Annotated in this window: 25 protein-coding genes and 1 other annotated feature; of the genes, 23 read left to right on the top strand and 2 right to left on the bottom strand. The window is 37.7% G+C overall.

The window, feature by feature from the left end:
* Positions 1-86 precede the first annotated feature (86 nt).
* The 14 genes from QNH24_RS18155 to QNH24_RS18090 all read left to right on the top strand — a co-directional run bounded on the left by QNH24_RS18155 (position 87) and on the right by QNH24_RS18090 (position 10,522).
* On the top strand, positions 87-641 hold the full coding sequence (locus tag QNH24_RS18155) for a M23 family metallopeptidase (RefSeq protein WP_283868921.1): 555 nt from the start codon (positions 87-89) through the stop codon (positions 639-641).
* On the top strand, positions 631-1,242 hold the full coding sequence (locus tag QNH24_RS18150) for a site-2 protease family protein (protein ID WP_283868920.1): 612 nt from the start codon (positions 631-633) through the stop codon (positions 1,240-1,242). Before QNH24_RS18155 ends, QNH24_RS18150 begins: the two co-directional genes overlap by 11 nt.
* A gap of 45 nt (positions 1,243-1,287) precedes the next feature.
* Positions 1,288-1,362 (top strand) — a sequence feature (ribosomal protein L21 leader region).
* Between the two features lie 14 nt (positions 1,363-1,376).
* Positions 1,377-1,685 (top strand): 50S ribosomal protein L21, encoded by a 309-nt coding sequence (rplU, locus tag QNH24_RS18145; RefSeq protein WP_053596149.1) that lies wholly within the window; start codon positions 1,377-1,379, stop codon positions 1,683-1,685.
* Positions 1,686-1,701: 16 nt separating this feature from the next.
* On the top strand, positions 1,702-2,058 hold the full coding sequence (locus tag QNH24_RS18140; RefSeq protein ID WP_054771338.1) for a ribosomal-processing cysteine protease Prp: 357 nt from the start codon (positions 1,702-1,704) through the stop codon (positions 2,056-2,058).
* Positions 2,055-2,354 (top strand): 50S ribosomal protein L27, encoded by a 300-nt coding sequence (gene rpmA / locus QNH24_RS18135; protein ID WP_132356986.1) that lies wholly within the window; start codon positions 2,055-2,057, stop codon positions 2,352-2,354. Before QNH24_RS18140 ends, rpmA begins: the two co-directional genes overlap by 4 nt.
* A gap of 322 nt (positions 2,355-2,676) precedes the next feature.
* A complete protein-coding gene (locus tag QNH24_RS18130; protein WP_283868919.1) occupies positions 2,677-3,309 on the top strand; it encodes a hypothetical protein in 633 nt (210 codons plus the stop codon).
* A 317-nt stretch (positions 3,310-3,626) separates the two neighbouring features.
* The gene (locus QNH24_RS18125; RefSeq protein ID WP_283868918.1) at positions 3,627-4,340 is read left to right on the top strand and encodes a Spo0B domain-containing protein; all 714 of its coding nucleotides are present in this window, start codon (positions 3,627-3,629) and stop codon (positions 4,338-4,340) included.
* A 5-nt stretch (positions 4,341-4,345) separates the two neighbouring features.
* The gene (obgE, locus tag QNH24_RS18120) at positions 4,346-5,635 is read left to right on the top strand and encodes a GTPase ObgE (RefSeq protein WP_283868917.1); all 1,290 of its coding nucleotides are present in this window, start codon (positions 4,346-4,348) and stop codon (positions 5,633-5,635) included.
* 24 nt (positions 5,636-5,659) lie between these two features.
* Positions 5,660-6,115, top strand: coding sequence for an ACT domain-containing protein (locus QNH24_RS18115; protein ID WP_283868916.1), 456 nt, complete (start codon positions 5,660-5,662; stop codon positions 6,113-6,115).
* 187 nt (positions 6,116-6,302) lie between these two features.
* The gene (gene pheA / locus QNH24_RS18110; protein WP_283868915.1) at positions 6,303-7,181 is read left to right on the top strand and encodes a prephenate dehydratase; all 879 of its coding nucleotides are present in this window, start codon (positions 6,303-6,305) and stop codon (positions 7,179-7,181) included.
* 21 nt (positions 7,182-7,202) lie between these two features.
* Positions 7,203-7,598: a thiol-disulfide oxidoreductase DCC family protein gene (locus QNH24_RS18105; protein ID WP_283868914.1), complete on the top strand. Its 396-nt coding sequence runs from the start codon at positions 7,203-7,205 to the stop codon at positions 7,596-7,598.
* 487 nt (positions 7,599-8,085) lie between these two features.
* Positions 8,086-8,592 (top strand): helix-turn-helix domain-containing protein, encoded by a 507-nt coding sequence (locus tag QNH24_RS18100; protein WP_283868913.1) that lies wholly within the window; start codon positions 8,086-8,088, stop codon positions 8,590-8,592.
* Entirely contained in the window at positions 8,508-9,431 is a 924-nt protein-coding gene (locus QNH24_RS18095; RefSeq protein WP_347342981.1) for an IS3 family transposase, read from the top strand. Before QNH24_RS18100 ends, QNH24_RS18095 begins: the two co-directional genes overlap by 85 nt.
* Positions 9,432-9,748: 317 nt before the next feature.
* Positions 9,749-10,522: an NO-inducible flavohemoprotein gene (locus QNH24_RS18090; protein ID WP_283868912.1), complete on the top strand. Its 774-nt coding sequence runs from the start codon at positions 9,749-9,751 to the stop codon at positions 10,520-10,522.
* A gap of 33 nt (positions 10,523-10,555) precedes the next feature.
* On the opposite strand, the gene QNH24_RS18085 is transcribed toward QNH24_RS18090, so the two are convergent.
* Positions 10,556-11,089: a transcription repressor NadR gene (locus QNH24_RS18085; protein WP_283868911.1), complete on the bottom strand. Its 534-nt coding sequence runs from the start codon at positions 11,087-11,089 to the stop codon at positions 10,556-10,558.
* Positions 11,090-11,231: 142 nt separating this feature from the next.
* On the opposite strand from QNH24_RS18085, the gene QNH24_RS18080 reads away from it, so the two are divergent.
* From QNH24_RS18080 to QNH24_RS18045, 8 genes are all read left to right on the top strand, one after another.
* On the top strand, positions 11,232-12,338 hold the full coding sequence (locus tag QNH24_RS18080; RefSeq protein WP_283868910.1) for a LysM peptidoglycan-binding domain-containing protein: 1,107 nt from the start codon (positions 11,232-11,234) through the stop codon (positions 12,336-12,338).
* Between the two features lie 22 nt (positions 12,339-12,360).
* Positions 12,361-13,206 carry a phosphotransferase gene (locus QNH24_RS18075; RefSeq protein ID WP_283868909.1) on the top strand — a complete coding sequence of 282 codons (846 nt, stop codon included), beginning with the start codon at positions 12,361-12,363 and terminating at the stop codon, positions 13,204-13,206.
* Positions 13,207-13,319: 113 nt separating this feature from the next.
* Entirely contained in the window at positions 13,320-13,940 is a 621-nt protein-coding gene (gene ruvA, locus QNH24_RS18070) for a Holliday junction branch migration protein RuvA (RefSeq protein WP_283868908.1), read from the top strand.
* Positions 13,941-13,958: 18 nt separating this feature from the next.
* Positions 13,959-14,963 carry a Holliday junction branch migration DNA helicase RuvB gene (ruvB, locus tag QNH24_RS18065; protein ID WP_283868907.1) on the top strand — a complete coding sequence of 335 codons (1,005 nt, stop codon included), beginning with the start codon at positions 13,959-13,961 and terminating at the stop codon, positions 14,961-14,963.
* A 17-nt stretch (positions 14,964-14,980) separates the two neighbouring features.
* The gene (gene queA, locus QNH24_RS18060; RefSeq protein ID WP_283868906.1) at positions 14,981-16,021 is read left to right on the top strand and encodes a tRNA preQ1(34) S-adenosylmethionine ribosyltransferase-isomerase QueA; all 1,041 of its coding nucleotides are present in this window, start codon (positions 14,981-14,983) and stop codon (positions 16,019-16,021) included.
* A gap of 57 nt (positions 16,022-16,078) precedes the next feature.
* The gene (tgt, locus tag QNH24_RS18055) at positions 16,079-17,224 is read left to right on the top strand and encodes a tRNA guanosine(34) transglycosylase Tgt (protein ID WP_283868905.1); all 1,146 of its coding nucleotides are present in this window, start codon (positions 16,079-16,081) and stop codon (positions 17,222-17,224) included.
* 170 nt (positions 17,225-17,394) lie between these two features.
* Positions 17,395-17,658, top strand: a complete 264-nt coding sequence (gene yajC, locus QNH24_RS18050) for a preprotein translocase subunit YajC (RefSeq protein WP_283868904.1) — start codon at positions 17,395-17,397, stop codon at positions 17,656-17,658.
* Positions 17,659-17,781: 123 nt separating this feature from the next.
* On the top strand, positions 17,782-18,417 hold the full coding sequence (locus tag QNH24_RS18045; protein ID WP_283868903.1) for a DUF421 domain-containing protein: 636 nt from the start codon (positions 17,782-17,784) through the stop codon (positions 18,415-18,417).
* Here QNH24_RS18045 and QNH24_RS18040 read toward each other — a convergent pair.
* Positions 18,414-19,931 (bottom strand): putative polysaccharide biosynthesis protein, encoded by a 1,518-nt coding sequence (locus tag QNH24_RS18040; RefSeq protein ID WP_283868902.1) that lies wholly within the window; start codon positions 19,929-19,931, stop codon positions 18,414-18,416. The genes QNH24_RS18045 and QNH24_RS18040 overlap by 4 nt on opposite strands.
* Positions 19,932-20,024: 93 nt before the next feature.
* Between QNH24_RS18040 and QNH24_RS18035 the strand changes: the two genes are divergently transcribed.
* Complete coding sequence (locus QNH24_RS18035; RefSeq protein WP_283868901.1) at positions 20,025-20,333, top strand: post-transcriptional regulator; 309 nt, start codon at positions 20,025-20,027, stop codon at positions 20,331-20,333.
* Positions 20,334-20,490 lie beyond the last annotated feature (157 nt).

The following is a 20,490-nucleotide window of genomic DNA, read 5'->3' as shown; positions in this document are numbered from 1 at the left end:
CTCACTATCAGGATATTTGGTTTGTTCAAAGTTTTTTTGCATGAATGGACATGCAATCACATATAGTGTGAAAAAAGGATGAGGGCTTGTTTAAAAAATGGAAATGGTTGGTCACAATCTTACTTGTGGCTGGAATTATGCTAGTGATTCGTCTAGAAGATCAAGGGGTGTTGGATACACCTGTACGAAAGCTTGTGACAACATCTGAGGATTTAACTTATTTAAGCGAGCTTGGACAAAGCTGGTTAAACAAAGAGGATGAAGCCATTTTAGTATCGAGTGATGTTGGGCAAGCTGAACTTTTAGCGTTTGCAAATGCTCAAGTTTTTAAGGAAGGCTTTTTATTGCAGTATGATATAGGCTTACCTATCTATGCTGGACAGAATGGTTTAGTTGTTTTTACAGGTCATACAAAATATACAGGTAAAACGATGACGATTACCTACGATGATGGCACAACAGTTTCCTATGGTATGCTGGATAGTTTAGCACAGCTACCATATACAACGGTGCAGGCAAATGATTTAATCGGGATGAAAGAGGCTGGACAACTCTATCTATCAATTGAAAAAGATAAAACACATTATAATTTAGAGCAGATTGTGCAGTGGCTAGAATCAACAACAGCAGATGAGAATTAAATTACATCTTCTTTGTATCCCTCTCGTATTGTTAATGATTTTTAGTGGCCAAATTGCCTACTATGCTATTATTTTAACTTCCTTACTTTGGCATGAGGCTGGACATCTACTAGCCGCAACGCTTTGTGGCGTTAAGGTAAAATCATGTGTTATTACACCATATGGAGGGGAAATCAAATTTGAAAATCCAGCGGTTGTGCCAGCATCGTCACTCCTATGGATTGCCCTAGGGGGACCAATCGCTACAATAATAGGGATTGGCCTCGCTTTTTTTATGCCGGAGCTTCTTGCCAATAAGCTTATCAATGTTCAGCTTGTCCTTTTAGCTATTAACTTATTACCGATTATTCCGCTTGATGGTGGTCGAATTTTTATGGCATGTTTGTTTTTATTTTATCCAAGTGTTCGTACGCTTGAATATTACTACTGGCTTTCTCTCATAATAACATCTATCATATTTATTTTAACGTTAATGAATCTACCACATTCTATTTTTTTAGCAACTATTTGTTTATTTATTTGGCTTCAAGCAATTAAAGAATGGAACTATCGAAAATATAGCTTAGCATTTGAGAAATATGTGATGAATAGATTGACTTAAAAAAAGGCATGTGGTAATATTTTAATGTTATTGTTTGTAGCACCTGTGCTACTACAACCGCTCTGGAAAGGTTTAAGTATCTTTGATCACCTTTATATACAGGCGAGTCTGAGTCTAAGAGGAGGTGCAGTAAAATGTACGCAATTATTGAAACTGGTGGTAAACAAATCAAAGTAGAAGCTGGTCAAGAAATCTATGTTGAAAAATTAGGTGTAGAAGCTGACGAGGTTGTAACTTTTGATAAAGTATTATTCGTTGGTGGCGAAAACGTTAAAGTTGGCGCTCCATTCGTAGAAGGCGCTACTGTAACAGCTAAAGCTGTGAAAGAAGGCCGTGCGAAAAAAATCGTTGTTTTCAAATTGAAAGCTAAAAAGAACTACCGTCGTAAACAAGGTCACCGTCAACCTTACACAAAATTAGTTGTTGAAACAATCAACGCTTAATTGCGAGGTGTAACGAATGATACAAGTTACGATTCATCACGATGAAAATAGACATGTGTCAGCATTTGAATTTTCAGGACATGCTGAATACGATGAATCTGGTAAGGATTTAGTATGTGCAGGGGCATCTACCATTGCCATTGGTACGGTAAATGCTATTTATGCGCTATTACAAATCCAGCCAGAAGTCGAACAAGCTGCTGAAGGTGGAGGCTATCTTAAGGTAGACTTACCATCAGATTTAGAGCCTGAGATTGATGCAAAACTACAGTTAATTGTCCAAGTAATGACAGCCCAAGTGTATTCTATGGTGCAAAATTACGGACAATATATCCAAATCAACTACAACCAAGTAGGAGGTGGAACACAATGAAATTATTATTAACTTTAGACTTACAATTTTTCGCATCTAAAAAAGGTGTAGGTTCTACTAAAAACGGACGTGACTCTGAGTCTAAACGACTTGGTGCTAAACGTGCTGATGGCCAATTCGTAACTGGTGGTTCAATTCTTTACCGTCAACGCGGTACAAAAATTTACCCAGGTACAAACGTAGGTCGTGGTGGTGACGATACACTATTTGCTAAAGTTGACGGCGTTGTAAAATTCGAACGTTTAGGTCGCGATCGCAAACAAGTATCTGTATACCCAGCATCACAAGAAGCTTAATTATTAAAGGACTGCTATTGAAGCAGTCCTTTTTTACTGCTACCATATATTTATTGTGCTATTCCTATAATTTGATACATACTATGACTTTTCACTAAATAGAGTTGGTATAGCGAAATAACTCCTATAAACGAAAAAATTAATCAGAATATAGGCGAATACCATTGATAATTTGCAATAAAGTTTAATCATTAATCCTGATGTGATAATGCATAATTTTTCTCTTTCAGCAATCGGGCCATTTAACGGAGTAATTCTTATTGTGAAATTGAAGCTAATTTGAAATGATATAATGAAATATTGATTAATTGGGGGGCAAAAAATGCGACGCTTTAAAAGCCGTTACTTGTTTATAATTTTTGCTTTGTTGTTAACAGGTTGTGTAAGTGTAGAAAAAGAAAAATCTTTAGAAAAGGAAAAATCGCCATTAACTACGCAAATAACCATTGAGCCCTATAACATGAGCGAGAAAGAAAACCTACTTATTAGCAAGACTGGTGTGGGGCAAATTGAATTTTTCAAGCTGAATGGCACTCCGAAAGACGAGGATCAATTGTACTTCTCAGTGGAGGTATTTAAAAACGGTAAGTTTAAAGAGGAATTGCTAAAGACTTGGGATGGACCTGAAACAAAATATCAAGACAGCTTTATTTCCTTTGGAATAAGTGACATTGAAAATGAAGGTCATTCTTTGAAACTAATCACAGGTACACCAACTGGCATTGCTACAACTGTTTATTCAAATAACATGACATCTTCTTCTTTCGGTAAGCTAGTCGGCGGAAAAGTTACTTTAGAAAAAAATAAACCTGTTTATTTAGCAGCGTGGCTGGGCACTACTAAAAACGAGCTGAGTTTTGGTGGAGGTAATAATGGGGAACTACCCTCGGGTATTGAAGAAGCTGAACTCACATTTTTATACAAAGTTATATGGACCAATAAAGAAAAGAAATAATTTCCGACTTATTCAGCATATGAGCTCAAATGTGAAGGACACAGATAGAAATTAGCCAAAAATTTTATATAAAACCGATATAATAGCTAAGAATCTATTTTGATCAATCTTTTTTTCAAAATGGATTCTTTTTATTTATCGTAAAATTAAACTTTATTCCAATCAACGACAATGATATACGTAATGTATAGGGAAGATGGATTCTGTTTGATTTGCTAGATTTGTGGAAGCTATCGTATTCAATGGAATAAATTTTGTAAGACAAACACAATGATTTTTATGACTATCCCGAGACAGTTGTCACGGATTTTCAAAGGATGGGTTGTACAGGTACAATTCAAAATCCAACGCATTGTTTATCTGTAGCGAAAGCAAAGCGGCAGCTACAATTACGCCAAGGCGAAATTGATTGGTTATGCATCATAAAATTCGATGAAGAATTAAGGGAAAAATACAGTAAAACTTGTTATACTAGTAAGGATAACTTTATTGGAGTGAATGGGATGAACAATCAATCACTAACCATTAGTGAAGTATTACGTTTTGCAAATCATGATTATGTGAATCAACTTCAACTGATTCGCATGAATTTAGATTTAGGTAGAATTGACGAATCGAAAGAACTTATTCAAAATTATTCGGAGCAATTACGAAAAATTTCTATCCTTAATCGTTTACAATTACCACAAACAATTGAGTGGCTACAAACGGCAGGCTGGCGCTATCCTTCCTTATCATTAGAGCTAAGTGGAGAGATAAATAAGCCAGTTACCAATAATATTGATAGGGAAGTTGTAGATACCTTAAACAAAACAGTTATGCATGTTTATGATACATTAGATCCATTTACAGAACAGAAATTAGCGCTTGATGTACGTGTTGACGATCATACATTTGTCGTGACATTCACGCTAAATGGGCTATGGAGTGCTGATGCATTCACCGAAAAAGGTTTGAAACAATTAGACATTCAAACAATTGAGCAGACAAAAACAAGCTGGCGATATGTATTGAGTGCAAATAGGGAGTGAATTAAATGTTTGTCGATCATGTGAAGATTTATGTAAAAGGTGGCGACGGTGGTGACGGAATGGTTGCCTTTCGCCGAGAAAAATATGTTCCAAATGGTGGTCCAGCTGGCGGTGATGGTGGACATGGCGGGAATGTAGTATTTGAAGTTGATGAGGGCTTACGTACATTAATGGATTTCCGCTATAAACGCCATTTCAAGGCACCTCGTGGTGAGCATGGTATGAGTAAAGGAATGCATGGTAAAAATGCTGATGATTTAATTATTAAAGTACCGCCAGGAACAGTAGTTATCAATGAAGAAAATGAAGCAGTTATTGCTGATTTAGTAGAGCATGGTCAAAGAGCTATCATTGCGAAAGCTGGTCGAGGTGGACGTGGAAATTCCCGCTTTGCAACACCAGCAAATCCAGCTCCGGAACTTTCTGAAAAAGGTGAGCCAGGACAAGAATTAAATGTTATATTAGAGTTAAAAGTTTTAGCAGATGTAGGACTAGTAGGATTCCCAAGTGTTGGTAAATCTACACTTCTATCAGTTGTTTCTGCTGCTAAGCCAAAAATAGGTGCTTATCATTTTACAACAATCGTTCCGAATTTAGGTATGATTGAGACAGAGGATCATCGTAGCTTTGCGATGGCAGATTTACCTGGTCTAATTGAAGGAGCACATGAAGGGGTGGGCTTAGGTCATCAGTTTTTACGTCATATCGAGCGTACACGTGTTATTGTTCATGTGATAGATATGTCAGGGATGGAAGGTCGCGATCCATATGAGGATTATTTAACAATTAATGAGGAACTAAAACAATATAATCTTCGTTTAACAGAACGTCCTCAAATTATTGTAGCCAATAAGATGGATATGCCTGAAGCAGAAAATCACTTAACGGAGTTCCGCCAAAAAGTAGGAGAGGATATTCAAATCTTCCCCATTTCTGCGATTTCGCGTCAAGGCTTAAAAGAATTATTATTTGCTATTGCAGATTTACTAGAGGTAACACCTGAATTCCCTCTATACGATGATTTAGAGGAGCAATCAGAGGCAACAGTCATGTATAAACATGAAGCAAAAGGCGAAGATTTTGAAATCACTCGTGATGATGATGGTGCATTTATTATTAGTGGTTATGCCATTGAACGCCTATTCAAAATGACTGACTTTAGCCGTGAAGATGGAATTCGTCGTTTTGCTCGTCAATTGCGTGCAATGGGCGTAGATGAAGCTTTACGTGAGCGTGGTGCGCAAGATGGCGATACAGTTCGTCTGCAAGAGTTTGAATTTGAATTTGTCGATTAAGACAAGAGTTTTAGGGGGAAGCGTATGAAGAATGTTGCGAATCAGCGATATTATTTAGTTCGTGAAGATGTTTTAACAGATGCTATGCAAAAAACTTTGGAGGCGAAGCACTTACTTTCAAGTGGCTCAGTTTCATCCATTTGGGATGCGGTAAAGCAGGTGGATTTATCGCGAAGTGCGTTTTACAAATATCGTGATGCTGTATTTCCTTTCCACTCAATTGTGCAGGAACGCATTTTAACAGTCTTTTTACAGCTTCAAGACCGTAAAGGAACACTTGCCAAGCTTTTAGAAACAGTGACAAACACACATTGCAATGTGCTAACTATTCATCAAACTATACCTATTCAAGGACGTGCTAATGTAACTTTGTCCTTAGATGTAACGAGCATGACTTGTGAGCTTGATGAATTAATACAACAACTAAAACGTTTAGATTTTGTAGAATCAGCGGAAGTTATTAGTTCCGGTGCATTGTAATAGCTGTTATGAATTACTGCTATAGGACGGCAAATAAGGCTTTAAGAGGAGCAGTCTCATTAGAAATAGTATCTGATGGGACAGCTCCTTATTCTTATCATTTCAAAACGATTAGGATGTTAGTGAAGTTGTCAAAAACATATATAATATTTTAAAAACTACAATTGTAGTGAAGGAGGAAATTGCAATGACAGAGCAGCATTGGGAAAAACGAATCGCATATTTAGGACCAGAAGCATCATTTACATACTTAGCCACAAAAGCAATCTTTCCAACTGAGTGGCTCGTCCCATGTGCAACAATTCCAGAATGCATTGAAGCGGTGGCAGATGGGAAGGTAGATTATGCAGTTGTCCCTATGGAGAATGCACTTGAGGGCTCTGTAACACTGACACTTGATTATTTATTTCATGAGGCAATATTATACGTTACAGGAGAGCTTCAACTAAAAATCCAGCAGCATTTAATGGTCAATAAAGCCCAAAAGGATCATTGGGAATCAATTAAAGGGGTTTATTCACATCCACACGCCCTAGCACAATGTCATAAATACTTATTCTATCGTTTCAGCCATGTACCATTACAGCAAACAACTTCAACTGCCGCTGCTGCGAAATATGTATCCGAAAATCCAAACGAGTGCATTGCAGCAGTTGGTAATGCTGCAGCGGCAGAAAAATATGATTTGGAAATCGTTCAACCAAATATTCATGATTTCCATTTTAATCATACACGCTTCTTCGTATTATCAAAGCAAAATATACGGTTACCACAGGAATTATCAGACGGACAGGCAAAAACAACTTTTATGATTACGTTACCTACTGACCGATCAGGAGCATTACATCAAGTTCTATCAGTCTTTGCATGGCGACAGTTAAATTTAAGTAAAATTGAATCACGTCCTTTAAAAACGGGATTAGGTGATTACTTCTTTATGATTGATGTCTTAGCAGATGAAAAAGAACCTATGATGCGTGGGGCAATGGAAGAACTAGCTGCACTTGGTTGCAAGGTAAAATCACTTGGTACTTACTTTACGTATTTGACGTCAGACGAATCATAGAAGCCAGCAAGGAGGTAAAGTATGAGCGGTATTATTTTGTTTGATGGGGTCTGTAATTTTTGTGATAGCAGTGTACAATTTATTATTAAGCACGATCAGGCAGCATATTTTCAATTTGCATCCATCCAAAGTGATATAGGTCAAGCACTCCTTGCTAAATATAATGTGTCAGAGAATGTTGATAGTGTTATATTAATTGAGCATGGAAAGGCCTATGCTGAATCAACAGCTGCTCTAAGAATCAGCCGGAAATTAGATGGTTTTTGGCCAATCTGCTATCTTTTCACTCTTGTACCGCCATTTTTACGAAATAGTGTGTACCGAGTAGTGGCAAAAAATAGATATCGTCTTTTCGGTCAAAAAAAAATGTGCCTTTTGCCTACACCTTCTCAGCAAAAAAGATTTCTCAAGCAATAAAGCTATCCAATTTATATTGGATAGCTTTCATGTTGTTGAAATACTATTATGTCAATGAAACCAAGGTGACAAATTAAAAAGTAATAGCCCTTTTTTCAAAACGAGGGGGTTGATCGTATTTTCTTCTGGTATTTTACACAAATGTAAAGTGATAAATTGAAATCTTAGCCATCACTATATTGCTAAAAATGGAGTTTAGGTAACATTTCCCTATACAAAAGCAGTGTTAGCAATAAGTGGCTTTATGTATCGTTACAAAGTAGTTTTATGCACAAAATGTAGGTTGACAGCTATAGAATTTATCACTATTCTATCCATTTAATGATTTTTGAAGGAAGAGAATATTTAAAGTTCTCCACTATTGTTGATTGGAGTGCAAGGCTACTCGACTCCCGTGGGATAGCGAGACAGACGAGACCCTGCACGGAGCGTTGAACTGCACCCAAAATATTGGACTTAAAAAATCTAATATAAGGGGGTGCAGTTAGTGATTTCTGATGAACAAAAATTAGCTGCTGTTATTGCTTACTTTGAAGAAAATGAAAGTACGTATCAGATTGCAAAAAGATTACAGATTGACCGACATTACATTCGATTATGGATTGAATTATATCGATATCATGGCATCGAAGGAATTATTCGTCCTCAGGGGTACACGAATTATGAAGATTCTTTTAAAATAAAAGTAATTCAACACCTGATAGAGACGGGCGATTCGCTCTTACAGACCGCTGCGAAGTTTAATATTCCTTCTCGTGAAACCGTTCGAAGATGGAAAAAACAATGGATGTCAAAGGCTGGAGAGGTGCTCTATCAAGTAGAAAAGGAGTGCCAATCGATGCCAAAAAAACATACCCCTGCGACCGATTTAAATGAGAAAACGATGGATGAGTTAAAAGAAGAAATTGAATATTTACGTATGGAAAATGCCTATTTAAAAAAGTTGAAAGCCTTAGCTCAAGAAAAGGATGCATTCAAACCAAAGAAAAAGTAAGAGCTGTATATGAGCTAAGGCTGGATTTTCCTCTTCAAGCTCTATTAAAGGTGGCAAAACTAAAGAAAAGTACGTATTATTATCACCTTCAAAAATGGACAAAACCAGATAAATACCAAGAGATCAAAGAACGAATCCAGACGCTTTTTCATCATCATAAGGGGCGTTATGGTTATCGTCGTATTTGTTTAGCCCTCCGTAATGAAGGATTTTTCATCAATCATAAAACGGTTCAACGATTGATGCAGGAATTGGGCTTAAAAGGGACGGTACGCCCTAAAAAATACCGCTCGTATAAAGGGACAGTGGGCTATGTCGCAGAGAATCTAATTCAGCGCAATTTTGAAGCCACTGAACCAAATCAGAAATGGGTAACCGATGTAACTGAATTTAAAATGAATGGCCAAAAAATCTATATTTCAGCTGTATTAGATTTATTCAGTCGAGAAATTGTTGGATATGAGGTATCGAAATCACCTAATTTTGAGTTAGTTCAACAGTCTTTTAAAAAGGCGTTTACGTATACAAAGTTACTGGAAAAGAATGACTTAATCATTCATTCTGATCAAGGATGGTTATATCAAATACCGCGTTTTCAAGAGTTATTAGCAACTTATGAAATCAAGCAAAGTATGTCACGGAAAGGAAATTGTTTAGATAATGCCGTGATAGAAAGCTTTTTTGGCATAATGAAATCAGAATTTCTGTATACCACTACGTTTAAAAACTATGAAGAATTCAAAAAAGAGTTAGCAGACTATATCTATTATTACAATCATGAACGGATAAAAATAAAACTCAATGGAAAAAGTCCAGTTGAGTTTCGAAAGGTTTCTTAAAAAGTTCAAATTTTTGGGGTCAGATCACGTCAGCGCAGGAAGCGGCTCGTCGCTCGCCCACAGGAAGCTTTGCTCTGTGCGAAAGCGAAGCGACAGCAACAAAGCGAGTAGCCTGGAACGGAAATCACCTTCATTTTGGCTAAATATTCATAAAGAGTCCCTTGACCATTTAGTTTTTCAACACTATGAAAGCTATCCAATTTATATTGGATAGCTTTTTTTGTCAAAAAATGGCTAAAATTGCGGAGCCGCTTTTCTCCTTAAACATGTTACACTAGTATTAATGGTATTTATTTGGTAAAAAAGGAGGTAAAAGTATGTTTTTGGTGGATATTCAAAAGGAGATTAAAAAAATTGCACCAGCAATACAACTAAATAAAGAAAAAATTAAGATACTTTTTGTGGAAAAATTACAGAACAATGAACCAGATTTCCTACATATGTTTCAAGATGATGTCAACAAAATAGAAGGATTCACAATGTCTTTAATTGATATGGTTTTTGGAGCTGTGATGCAAGAATCTTTAAAGCAATTTATCCCATCCATAAAACCAATGGTACATCAGTACCAAAGCTTAGGCCTTTTACCAGATCACTATAAAAACTTAGGTAAATATTTAATAATTTCTATTCGCGAAGCATTGGAGGAAAGTGTAACACATGAAGAAATTATTGCATTTCAATTAATATTTTATCGATTAGCAGAAATTGCAACTCGATTAGAAAAAAGCGACTACAAAAAAGTAAAGATAGGTATGCAAACATGGTTTTTTAAATCATTTAGAGTTGTGAAAAAAGTACAGGAAAGCGATTTAGTCGTGTTAATTTATATTGTACCTATAGATGGTAAAATAGCACCCATACATGGAACAGATAACTTTGTTTCAGTGCGTTTAACAATGCTAAATGAAGCGCCTTCTCTTCAGAAAAGTTACCGAGTAATTGAAAAGACAGGCCATAAAGGATATGTAATGATTATTAATCGAAGTGCTAACATCCATAAAAATGATCATCTAACGGAATATTTATTTAATCAGTTATCTGAAGGGGATACGCTTGAGATTACCTTACCAAAACGTAATAGCTGCTAGATTTTTTAGAGAAGACTAGCAGCTAAGAAAATACTATTGATCGGCAATTAAATAGCCTTTTTTTTCTAATGTACGCTCAATCAAATTTAATATTTCAGTTGAAGGTGCAGAAATGACATGTAGATGTGTGCCTCCAGTGAGCTCGGATAAGTAGCTTGCTTGTGTTTCATTAACGCGTTCAATAAATTTTTTAACCTCATGCCGATTAGATACCATGAGAGATGCAGTAATTTCACCATAAATTGGATGTTCCACGATAACATTTTTCACTGTTCCACCGCAGTCAACTATGGTCAACAGCTCATCTTCAGCATCCTGTGATGTATGGAAACAAGGGATTGTCCGTTCTACTGTGTGCTGTAAGTGCTCCTGGTGCATATAGAGATAGCCTTGACTAGTTGCAATAATAGGCTCATTTCTAGCCTTTAATAATGTCATATCGTTGACAATGACTTGTCTTGATACATTGGCGAATTTAGCTAGATCTGTGCCTGTTATAGGTGTTGTACTATTTTTTAATTGTGCTAGAAGATGCAGTCTGCGTTCCTCACCTAACATTTTTTTCATAAGAGATCACCTCTGCCTGTAATAAAGGAAGCAGTTTTCCTTAAAGCCTAGTGTACCATGAAGCATTTCTAACATGCGTGAATTTTTTGTATCCAAATGAAACATTGAACATATGATACGTAGAGAGGAAGGGAGGAAAACATTGCGTATTCATATTGTTCAAAAGGGAGATACGTTGTGGAAGATTGCCAAAGAATACGGCGTTTCGTTTGAAGATTTAAAGAGACTGAATGCCCACCTTGCCAATCCAGATTATATTGTTCCGGGCATGGAAATTATTTTGCCTGAAAAAATAAACAAAGATCCGCATAGAGAAGGGCATCGAGATGGAAACAGAGAGGGGCATAGAGAAACAAACTGGGGAACACATCGAGAAGGGAATAAAGAGGGACATAGAGAAACAAATTGGGAATCACATAAAGAAGGGCAAAAGGAAACAAAAATGCACAAAGAATCACCTACAAAGCCAGTTAAAGAAAGTATAAAAAAAGAGGTACAAAGGCCAATGCCACCACCTGTTGTTGTGCCACCACCACCAATGCCAGAGCCACAGATGATACCAATTCCTTATCCAATGCCAATGCCGATGCCACAGCAGCCAATGTTTGTACCACAGCCTGTAGAGCTAAGCTGGAACCAGCAAGTAGTTATGCCACAGGTAGAGCAAACACAAAACGTTGCTCCACCACCAGTACAAATTCAACCACCGCCTATTGTACAACCAGCACCACAACCACCATTACCACAACCGATTTTTATCATGCCACCGCCAATGCCTGCAGTACCACATTGTTCTAGCTGCCATCAGCCAGTTCACCATCATATGTGGTGGCCAATGCAAATGCCGATGCAGATGCCTATGCAAATGCCAATGCCAATGCAGATGCCAATGGAACCACAAGTAGAAGCCTATACAATGCCACAGCAACCAACATCCTGTGAAATGAAGGGTAATCATGTAGCCGGAATGGAGAATTTCTTAGAGTCAAGCACATCGCCATTCTTCCAAAAACCTGAAACATTTACGCAGCCTCAATTCCAGCCTATGCCAGAGATGAATATGGGGCAGTCCTGTGGTTGCAATACTCAGCCAATGATGCCAAATTGGCAAATGGACCCATGTCACTGCCCACCGCCATGCCCACCACCGCCACCATGTCCATCGGCCTGCCCACCGCCGTGTCCGTCATGTGAGCCATGGGTGTCACCGCACTTATTCCCAGGCGGGATGACGCCTTATCGATGGTGAAAAAGCATACATTATCGAAGAATTGAAACCTAATATTTGGAAATATAAATATCGTTCCAAAAACTATTTTGTCAAGCGTGCAAAGCAATTAGAAATAGCAGAGAAGGTAAAGGCCATTCATCGAAAGCTTGGACGGCTCGAACCTTCATTAGTTTTACCTATAGTGAATAGTGATGACGAGCATTTAATTGTGCAGGTGTGGCAAGAGGGTAGTCATAGTGCTAATTTTACTTATAAAAAGGACAGAATAGAATCTCTTAAGCTCTTATTTGCTTTACATGATACTCATAAAAAAATAGCTTGGCAAAAAGTACCAGGCTTACACACCTATTCACAGCTTCTTAAATGGCAAATGCGTCATCTACGTTTTAAAAGCAGACGCAATGAATTTCGCGCTTTTTTAACAAAAGAAGAAATCGATCAGATTTTACACTATAGTGATAAATCCTTACAGTTAATCTCTATGGAGAACGTTCCCGAAAAAGATATTACACTTTTACATGGAGATGTTGTCCATCATAATTTTTTACGGTGCTCTAATGGTGAACTAAAGTTAATTGATTTTGATTTGGCACATCTAGGAGAAGCAGATGATGAATATATTTTATGGCTACATCGGGTATTGCCAGCAGTAGATTATGACCTTACTAAAATATTTTCAGAGTTACCAGAGCTGAAGCGATTAGATAAAAGAAAGTTACATCGTTTAAAATATCCTAATGAGCTATTACGTGAATGGCTTTTTGCAGTAGATTTACCATTAGATCAGCAACTAGTATTTTTAGATTATTTAGTACCGTTTACTAAACGTGCCCTCACATACTGGCCAAAATTATGGTACGATATTGATAGAATGATGAAAAAATGACCGTCTTTTGGCGGTCATTTTTGTGTGGATGTAACTACTATAACTATTTCTTATAGTCGAGCATTCGTTCGCTATATGCTATAATCGAAGACGATGATTGTGAGGGATTATAGATGTATGATTATTTAAAAGGACAAATAACACGTATTACCCCTGAGTATATTGTGCTCGAGCAGCAAGGAATTGGCTGGCAGCTAAACACACCAAATCCATTTGCATTTAGAACATCTGCACTTGAACAACAAATTTTTGTACACTTACACGTACGTGAAGATGCACAAGTATTATATGGATTTCCTAATTTGGACCAACGAGAATTATTTCGTAAACTCATTTTAGTTTCAGGGATAGGGCCAAAGGGGGCATTGGCTATTCTAGCTACAGGAAACCCGCAGCAAGTAATTAGCGCTATTGAACGAGAAGATGAAACATTTTTAGTAAAATTCCCTGGTGTAGGGAAAAAAACAGCACGCCAGATGATTTTAGATTTAAAAGGCAAGCTGGGAACCTTATTGGATACAATTGAATTGCCAAGTACTGAGGATGAGTTACCACTGTTCGGTGTGAATCCGTACAAACATGAGTTAGAGGAAGCCATTCTTGCTTTAATGGCACTTGGTTATTCTGAAAAGGAGCTAGAAAAAGTGCGTCCGCAGCTTGAGGAAAATGAAAAACTTCAAACGACAGATGCCTTTATGAAACAAGCGTTACAATTGCTACTTAAGTTGAAATAGTGAAAGGGGGAAAAGTACATGTCTGAACGTATGATGGCTAGTGAGGCAGGCAGCTATGATGAGCAATTTGAATTATCTTTAAGGCCCCAGCGATTGGCTCAATATATTGGACAGCATAAAGTAAAAGAGAATTTACAAATTTTCATTGAAGCAGCAAAGCTTCGTCAGGAAAGTTTGGATCATGTGCTGTTATATGGACCACCAGGACTTGGGAAAACGACATTAGCTGCTGTTATTGCCAATGAGATGAATGTCAATGTGCGCATGACAAGTGGCCCTGCGATTGAGCGTCCGGGGGATTTAGCAGCGATTTTAAGTTCACTAGAGCCTGGGGACGTCTTATTCATTGATGAGATTCATCGACTACCTCGTGCCATTGAAGAAGTGTTATATCCAGCAATGGAGGACTTCTGTTTAGATATTGTGGTTGGAAAAGGTCCTGAAGCACGTTCTGTACGCCTTGATTTACCTCCATTTACCCTTGTAGGTGCTACAACAAGAGCTGGCGCATTATCAGCCCCTTTAAGGGATCGTTTTGGTGTGTTATTACGCTTAGAGTACTATGACGATAGTTCCCTTGCTGAAATTGTTGCTCGAAGTGCACATTTATTTGAGGTAGAAATTGAGCAAATAGCAGCAATGGAAATGGCGAGGCGTTCTCGCGGTACACCTCGTATAGCTAATCGCCTATTGAAACGAGTGCGAGATTATGCACAGGTGCTTGGAGATGGTATGATAACAGAGAATCTTGCAAAGCAAGCACTTGAGTTATTACAAGTCGATCCTAGAGGGCTTGATCATATTGACCATAAATTAGTGACCAATATGATTGAGCGTTTTCAGGGTGGTCCTGTAGGCTTAGATACCCTAGCTGCATCTATTGGTGAGGAACGGGTTACAATAGAGGATGTCTATGAGCCGTATTTAATGCAAATTGGCTTTATCCAGCGTACACCACGTGGAAGAGTCGCTAGTCATCTAGCCTACGAACATTTTGGATATGATTATCCCCAACAAACATAGAAGAAGGAAGTTTTTTCATGCGTGTAGAAGATTTTGATTTTGAATTACCAGAGGAGCTTATAGCCCAGACGCCACTTGTCGATCGAACAGCTAGCCGATTAATGGTTGTAACGCCTGGTTCAAATGAAGTGGAGCATCATCATTTTGCTCATATTTTAGATGAGTTACATGCTGGGGATTGCCTTGTGTTAAATGACACAAGGGTACTGCCAGCGCGTTTAATGGGTGTAAAAGAGGAAACAGGTGCCCATATAGAAGTTCTGTTATTAAAGCAAATGGCTGGTACTGATGAATGGGAAACACTTGTGAAGCCTGCAAAGCGTGTAAAAGTCGGTACAGTTGTCTCATTTGGAGCTGGCTTACTAACAGCCACTTGTACAGGAGAGCTTGATCACGGTGGACGTACATTTGAATTTAGCTATAATGGGATTTTTTATGAGATTTTAGAGCAGCTTGGTGAGATGCCATTACCTCCATATATTCGTGAAAAATTAGAGGATAAGGACCGATACCAAACCGTCTATGCCAAAGAACGCGGTTCAGCAGCGGCTCCAACGGCAGGTCTGCATTTTACTGAAGGCTTGCTAGAACAAGTGAAGGCAAAAGGTGTAGAGGTTGTCTTTATCACGTTACATGTTGGACTAGGAACATTTCGACCTGTCAGTGTAGATTCCATTGAAAATCACGAAATGCATGCTGAATTTTATAGTGTTACAGAAGAAGCCGCATCAACGATTAATCGCATAAAACGTAATGGTGGTAAAGTGATTGCAGTTGGGACAACTTCTACACGAACATTAGAAACTATTGGCTCAAAATATAATGGGGAAGTTCGAGCAGAACAAGGCTGGACATCTATTTTTATTTACCCAGGTTATGAATTTTCAGTGGTAGATGGCTTAATCACAAACTTTCATTTACCGAAATCTACCCTTGTCATGCTTGTTAGTACGCTTGCAACAAGAGAAACAATTTTAAGTGCCTATCATCAAGCTGTAGCGGAAAAATATCGTTTCTTTAGCTTTGGTGATGCTATGTTTATTCGTCCAAAGAGATAATTAAGGATAAGAATCGGAGTACTGTTTTTACTTCAGATAAGAGAGGAATATTTATTTATGACACAACCAGCAATTCGCTATGAACTACTTCATACTTGTAAGCAAACAGGAGCACGTCTTGGTATCGTCCATACACCACATGGCTCCTTTGAAACGCCGGCCTTCATGCCAGTAGGTACCCAGGCAACCGTTAAAACAATGTCGCCGGAGGAACTAAAGGAAATGAATGCAGGTATTATCCTATCTAATACGTATCATTTATGGCTTCGTCCAGGCAATGATATTGTCAAGGAAGCAGGTGGTTTGCATAAATTTATGAATTGGGATCGCCCAATTTTAACAGATTCAGGTGGCTTCCAAGTGTTCTCACTTAGTCAATTCCGAAAAATTGAAGAAGAAGGAGTTCACTTCCGTAATCATTTGAATGGAGATAAATTGTTTTTAAGTCCGGAAAAGGCAATGGAAATTCAAAATGATCTAGGTTCAGACATTATGATGGCCTTTGATGAATGCCCACCATACCCTGCAACTTATGACTATATGCTGCAATCTGTTGACCGTACAACTCGTTGGGCGAAACGTTGTAAGGAGGCACATAAACGTCCAGAAGAGCAAGGTCTTTTTGGTATTATTCAAGGTGGAGAATATGAGGAATTACGCCGTCGTTCAGCAGAAGCATTAGTTGAGTTAGATTTCCCAGGATACGCTATTGGAGGGTTGTCTGTTGGCGAACCAAAAGATGTTATGAATAGAGTTTTAGAGTTCACTACACCATTAATGCCAGCAAATAAACCACGTTATTTAATGGGTGTTGGGTCACCTGACTCATTAATCGACGGAGCAATTCGTGGTATTGATATGTTTGACTGTGTATTGCCAACACGTATTGCGCGTAATGGTACACTAATGACTTCTGAAGGGCGTTTAGTTGTGAAGAATGCAAAGTATGCTCGTGATTTTGGCCCGATTGATCCGAATTGTGATTGCTATACTTGTAAAAATTATTCACGTGCTTATATCCGACATCTTATTCGTACTGAGGAAACATTTGGTATTCGTTTAACGTCATACCACAACTTACATTTCCTGTTAAAGTTAATGGAACAAGTACGTGAGGCAATCCGTGAAGATCGTCTAGGTGATTTCCGAGAAGAGTTTTTTGATAAATATGGCTTTAATGGACCAGACGCGAAGAACTTCTAATATTTAGTAAAAAATTATGAACTTGTGTGAAATGTGAATATTTCTAGCAAAATATTGTCTATTATAGAAAAACTATTAGTAATATAGAAAATTTTTGGGCTTGTCCATCGCTTTTTAAGGGTGGAATAGTCTATACTAAAAAAAGTGATAATGGAAAGGGGGCAAGAATTATGAATTCGTATGTACAATTTATACCTATAGTGTTAATGTTCGTTGCAATGTGGTTTATCTTAATCCGCCCTGCTAAAAAGAGACAGCAGGAAACACAAAATATGCAGAGCAATTTGCAACGTGGAGATAAAGTAATTACAATTGGTGGCTTACATGGTGTGATAGATTCGATTGAGGATACAGCAGTAACATTGAAAATCTCAGACAATGTACGCGTAAAATTTGACCGTCAAGCAATTGGACGTGTTGTAAATGAAAAATGACTAAACTTCGATTTAAAGGCGTTGTCCAACAAAAATTTGGACAACGCCTTCTATACTTTAATCCCCATATCACTGTATAAAATGCAACCTACACGGTCACCTTGTTAGTATGGGGGTGACTGTATGGAAGAATATTTAATTATTATTTTTAGAACATGCTTTATCTATGTGTTTATTTTGATTATATTCCGTTTAATGGGCAAACGTGAGGTTGGTGAATTATCCGTCATCGATTTAGTGGTATCTATTTTAATAGCAGAGGTTGCCGCATTTGCACTTGATGACGTTGAAACGCCTTTAATAAATGCCATTCTGCCAATTATCATGTTGTTTTTTATTCAGATAGGCAGTGCTTATTTTTCGTTAAAAAATAAAAAATTTCGTGATTTAGTGGATGGTGACCCCGTTTTACTAATAAAGGATGGTGTCATTTTAGAAAAAGAAATGCGCAAGCAACGCTATAATTTAGATGATTTATGTCAGCAATTACGTGAAAATGGTACTGCCTCTGTTACAGAAGTTGCTTATGCTTATTTGGAGCCCTCTGGCAATCTTTCTGTTTATGAAAAAGATGAAAAAGCATTTGTATACCCACTTATTATCGACGGTGATATTCAAGAAAGACATTTGAAACTTTTGCATAAGGATGCTGAATGGTTAATGTCTGAGTTAACTAAGAATAATATTACTGATAGTAAAACTGTATTTTTTTGTATTTGGGAAGAGAATCGGCTTCATATTCAACTGAAAGAGTCTTAAACCTTTTTTACTAATTTCCGCAGGTATCGGATATCCGTAAAACGTAGCTGATTTGAAAAAATTAAAAAAGTAAATAGTAAAAATAAAGTTACACAACTACTTAAAATAAAAGGTAAAGACATGATTGGTATTAAAAAATACTGAGTGACACAAACCGCAATAAAGCAGCTATAAGGTACGACAAACATTCTAAAGCCTGCCCGTAAATTTTTGCGTTGTCTGACTGTTGCGATATGCAAAAATGAAGTAAGTAATACACCAAATCCAATTGCCACTACCGCCCCTTTTTCCTGTATACCTGGCTGGGAAGCGAGTACGAACATAACAAATAGCTTTCCTAGACCACCGTAAATGGAGTTCATCATGGCAGCGCGAGCCTCGCCAATTGCCTGTAATATCGAATGTAATGGACTTTGAATATAGTAAAAATAAAAAATAGGAGCTAATATTTTCACATAGCCGCGATTTTCCTGTAAATGAAAGAGCTTCATCGCTAGCTCATCACCATGAACAAAAAAGTACGTGGCAGCAAAACATCCCACTAGAGACGATAAACGCAATGATACGGAGATACGCTCCTGTAAAAGTGGTGTATGCTGACGCGCTACAGCATCGCTAACAGCCGGTATAAGGACGATTGAAAGCGCAGTGGATACAAAAGCCGGAAATAATAAAAGTGGCACTAGTACGCCCGAAATGACACCATAAAGAATCGTTGCTGCGGAGGCGGTCAATCCAGCCATTGTTAGGGCCTTTAAAAAGATAATCGGCTCTAAAAACCATGTAAAGGAACCAAATAGCTTGCTTCCAGCAGAAGGAAGGGCTACTCGTAACATAGGGGAGGAAGGATATGCCTCGATTTTGTTTTTTCTCGTCAATAATTTTTTCTTTGAGATAATATAATGCATCCACAAATATAAGAAAGCAATGACTTCAGCTAGAAGCGTAATCCCCATGGCAGAGGCTGCTGTAACAGAAGCGTTATTATAGTTTGCTACATATGGCAGCATAAATGTGATAAAGCCAATACGTACAAGTTGTTCAATCATTTGAGACCAAGCTGTTGGTGTGATTTTCGCGATACCCTGTAAATAAGCGCGCAATAGCCCAGAGCCTACTGACACTGGCACAGCAAAGAGCGCAATCCAGAGCGTAAAGGTTGTCTGTTCATTATGTAATAATGTAGTCGAGATATATGGTATTGCTAGTGCAACAGCCGGCATAAAAATGATCATGCCAATAAACGACCAAAGTATAGCCGTTCGCATAACACCGAAGATGCTTTCGCGTTTGTTTTTTGCTAGTAGCTCTGCTACAATTTTTGCCACAGCGATAGGTAGTCCAAGTTGAATGAGTGAGATAAAGAAAATAAAAGCAGGATAGACGGTCATATAAATACCGACTGCTTCTTCACCAGCAATACGCATAAACTGCATTCTATAAAAGAAGCCAAAAAGTTTAGATAAAAAAATCACAAACATCAAAAATAGTGTACCTCGTACAAAAGAACTCATGCCATCCGTCCCTTCTCAAGCCGCAAAAATTCATTTACACTATTTGTATGCAAACATGTCTTACGATACAACTTTGATTGGAGATGATTCAAAATGAGTGTGCAGCATGAGCAGCTATTTGAAAAAATTCGTCCGGCAATTGATAGTAAGATAGGAGAGTTTCAGCATTATCAATATGATGCGATTACAGCAGAAGAACTTTGGCGCTATTGTATAGAGAAAAAATGGCGCAAAAAAAATATCGAACAATTACGATTACATGAGATTATCGCTACTATTTTTTCTGTATCTCCGTCGGATATTGTATCTTTTAATCAAGTAGAATTTTTACAAAGTAATAATTGGTTTGCAGAGTTGAATGCGGAAGAGTTAAAAATGCTGCTTGGTCCAGTTAAAGCTTAAGAACTGTGTAGAATTTTTGTCAAATAATAAAAGAATACTAAAAGTGTTGAATTGACACCAAGCGCAACGTGTTTCATAATGAGTGTGTTGCGCTTTTTTTATTGAAATAAGTATTTTTACTGTCATACCTCTACTAGCTTTAAAAAAGTAGCGGTTA

This window comes from Lysinibacillus pakistanensis (genome assembly GCF_030123245.1).
In the GTDB taxonomy this organism is placed as follows: Bacteria; Bacillota; Bacilli; order Bacillales_A; family Planococcaceae; genus Lysinibacillus; species Lysinibacillus pakistanensis.
The sequence above is the reverse complement of the archived record's forward strand: the minus strand, read 5'-3'. Positions and strand labels throughout refer to the sequence as shown.

Bases quoted from the DNA above. Each gene is read 5' to 3' on its own strand.
- QNH24_RS18150 (WP_283868920.1), top strand. From the start codon at position 631: ATGAGAATTAAATTACATCTTCTTTGTATCCCTCTCGTATTGTTAATG.
- rplU (WP_053596149.1), top strand. From the start codon at position 1,377: ATGTACGCAATTATTGAAACTGGTGGTAAACAAATCAAAGTAGAAGCT.
- QNH24_RS18140 (WP_054771338.1), top strand. From the start codon at position 1,702: ATGATACAAGTTACGATTCATCACGATGAAAATAGACATGTGTCAGCA.
- rpmA (WP_132356986.1), top strand. From the start codon at position 2,055: ATGAAATTATTATTAACTTTAGACTTACAATTTTTCGCATCTAAAAAA.
- QNH24_RS18130 (WP_283868919.1), top strand. From the start codon at position 2,677: ATGCGACGCTTTAAAAGCCGTTACTTGTTTATAATTTTTGCTTTGTTG.
- QNH24_RS18125 (WP_283868918.1), top strand. From the start codon at position 3,627: ATGGGTTGTACAGGTACAATTCAAAATCCAACGCATTGTTTATCTGTA.
- obgE (WP_283868917.1), top strand. From the start codon at position 4,346: ATGTTTGTCGATCATGTGAAGATTTATGTAAAAGGTGGCGACGGTGGT.
- QNH24_RS18115 (WP_283868916.1), top strand. From the start codon at position 5,660: ATGAAGAATGTTGCGAATCAGCGATATTATTTAGTTCGTGAAGATGTT.
- pheA (WP_283868915.1), top strand. From the start codon at position 6,303: ATGACAGAGCAGCATTGGGAAAAACGAATCGCATATTTAGGACCAGAA.
- QNH24_RS18105 (WP_283868914.1), top strand. From the start codon at position 7,203: ATGAGCGGTATTATTTTGTTTGATGGGGTCTGTAATTTTTGTGATAGC.
- QNH24_RS18090 (WP_283868912.1), top strand. From the start codon at position 9,749: ATGTTTTTGGTGGATATTCAAAAGGAGATTAAAAAAATTGCACCAGCA.
- QNH24_RS18085 (WP_283868911.1), bottom strand. From the start codon at position 11,089: ATGAAAAAAATGTTAGGTGAGGAACGCAGACTGCATCTTCTAGCACAA.
- ruvA (WP_283868908.1), top strand. From the start codon at position 13,320: ATGTATGATTATTTAAAAGGACAAATAACACGTATTACCCCTGAGTAT.
- ruvB (WP_283868907.1), top strand. From the start codon at position 13,959: ATGTCTGAACGTATGATGGCTAGTGAGGCAGGCAGCTATGATGAGCAA.
- queA (WP_283868906.1), top strand. From the start codon at position 14,981: ATGCGTGTAGAAGATTTTGATTTTGAATTACCAGAGGAGCTTATAGCC.
- tgt (WP_283868905.1), top strand. From the start codon at position 16,079: ATGACACAACCAGCAATTCGCTATGAACTACTTCATACTTGTAAGCAA.
- yajC (WP_283868904.1), top strand. From the start codon at position 17,395: ATGAATTCGTATGTACAATTTATACCTATAGTGTTAATGTTCGTTGCA.
- QNH24_RS18045 (WP_283868903.1), top strand. From the start codon at position 17,782: ATGGAAGAATATTTAATTATTATTTTTAGAACATGCTTTATCTATGTG.
- QNH24_RS18040 (WP_283868902.1), bottom strand. From the start codon at position 19,931: ATGAGTTCTTTTGTACGAGGTACACTATTTTTGATGTTTGTGATTTTT.
- QNH24_RS18035 (WP_283868901.1), top strand. From the start codon at position 20,025: ATGAGTGTGCAGCATGAGCAGCTATTTGAAAAAATTCGTCCGGCAATT.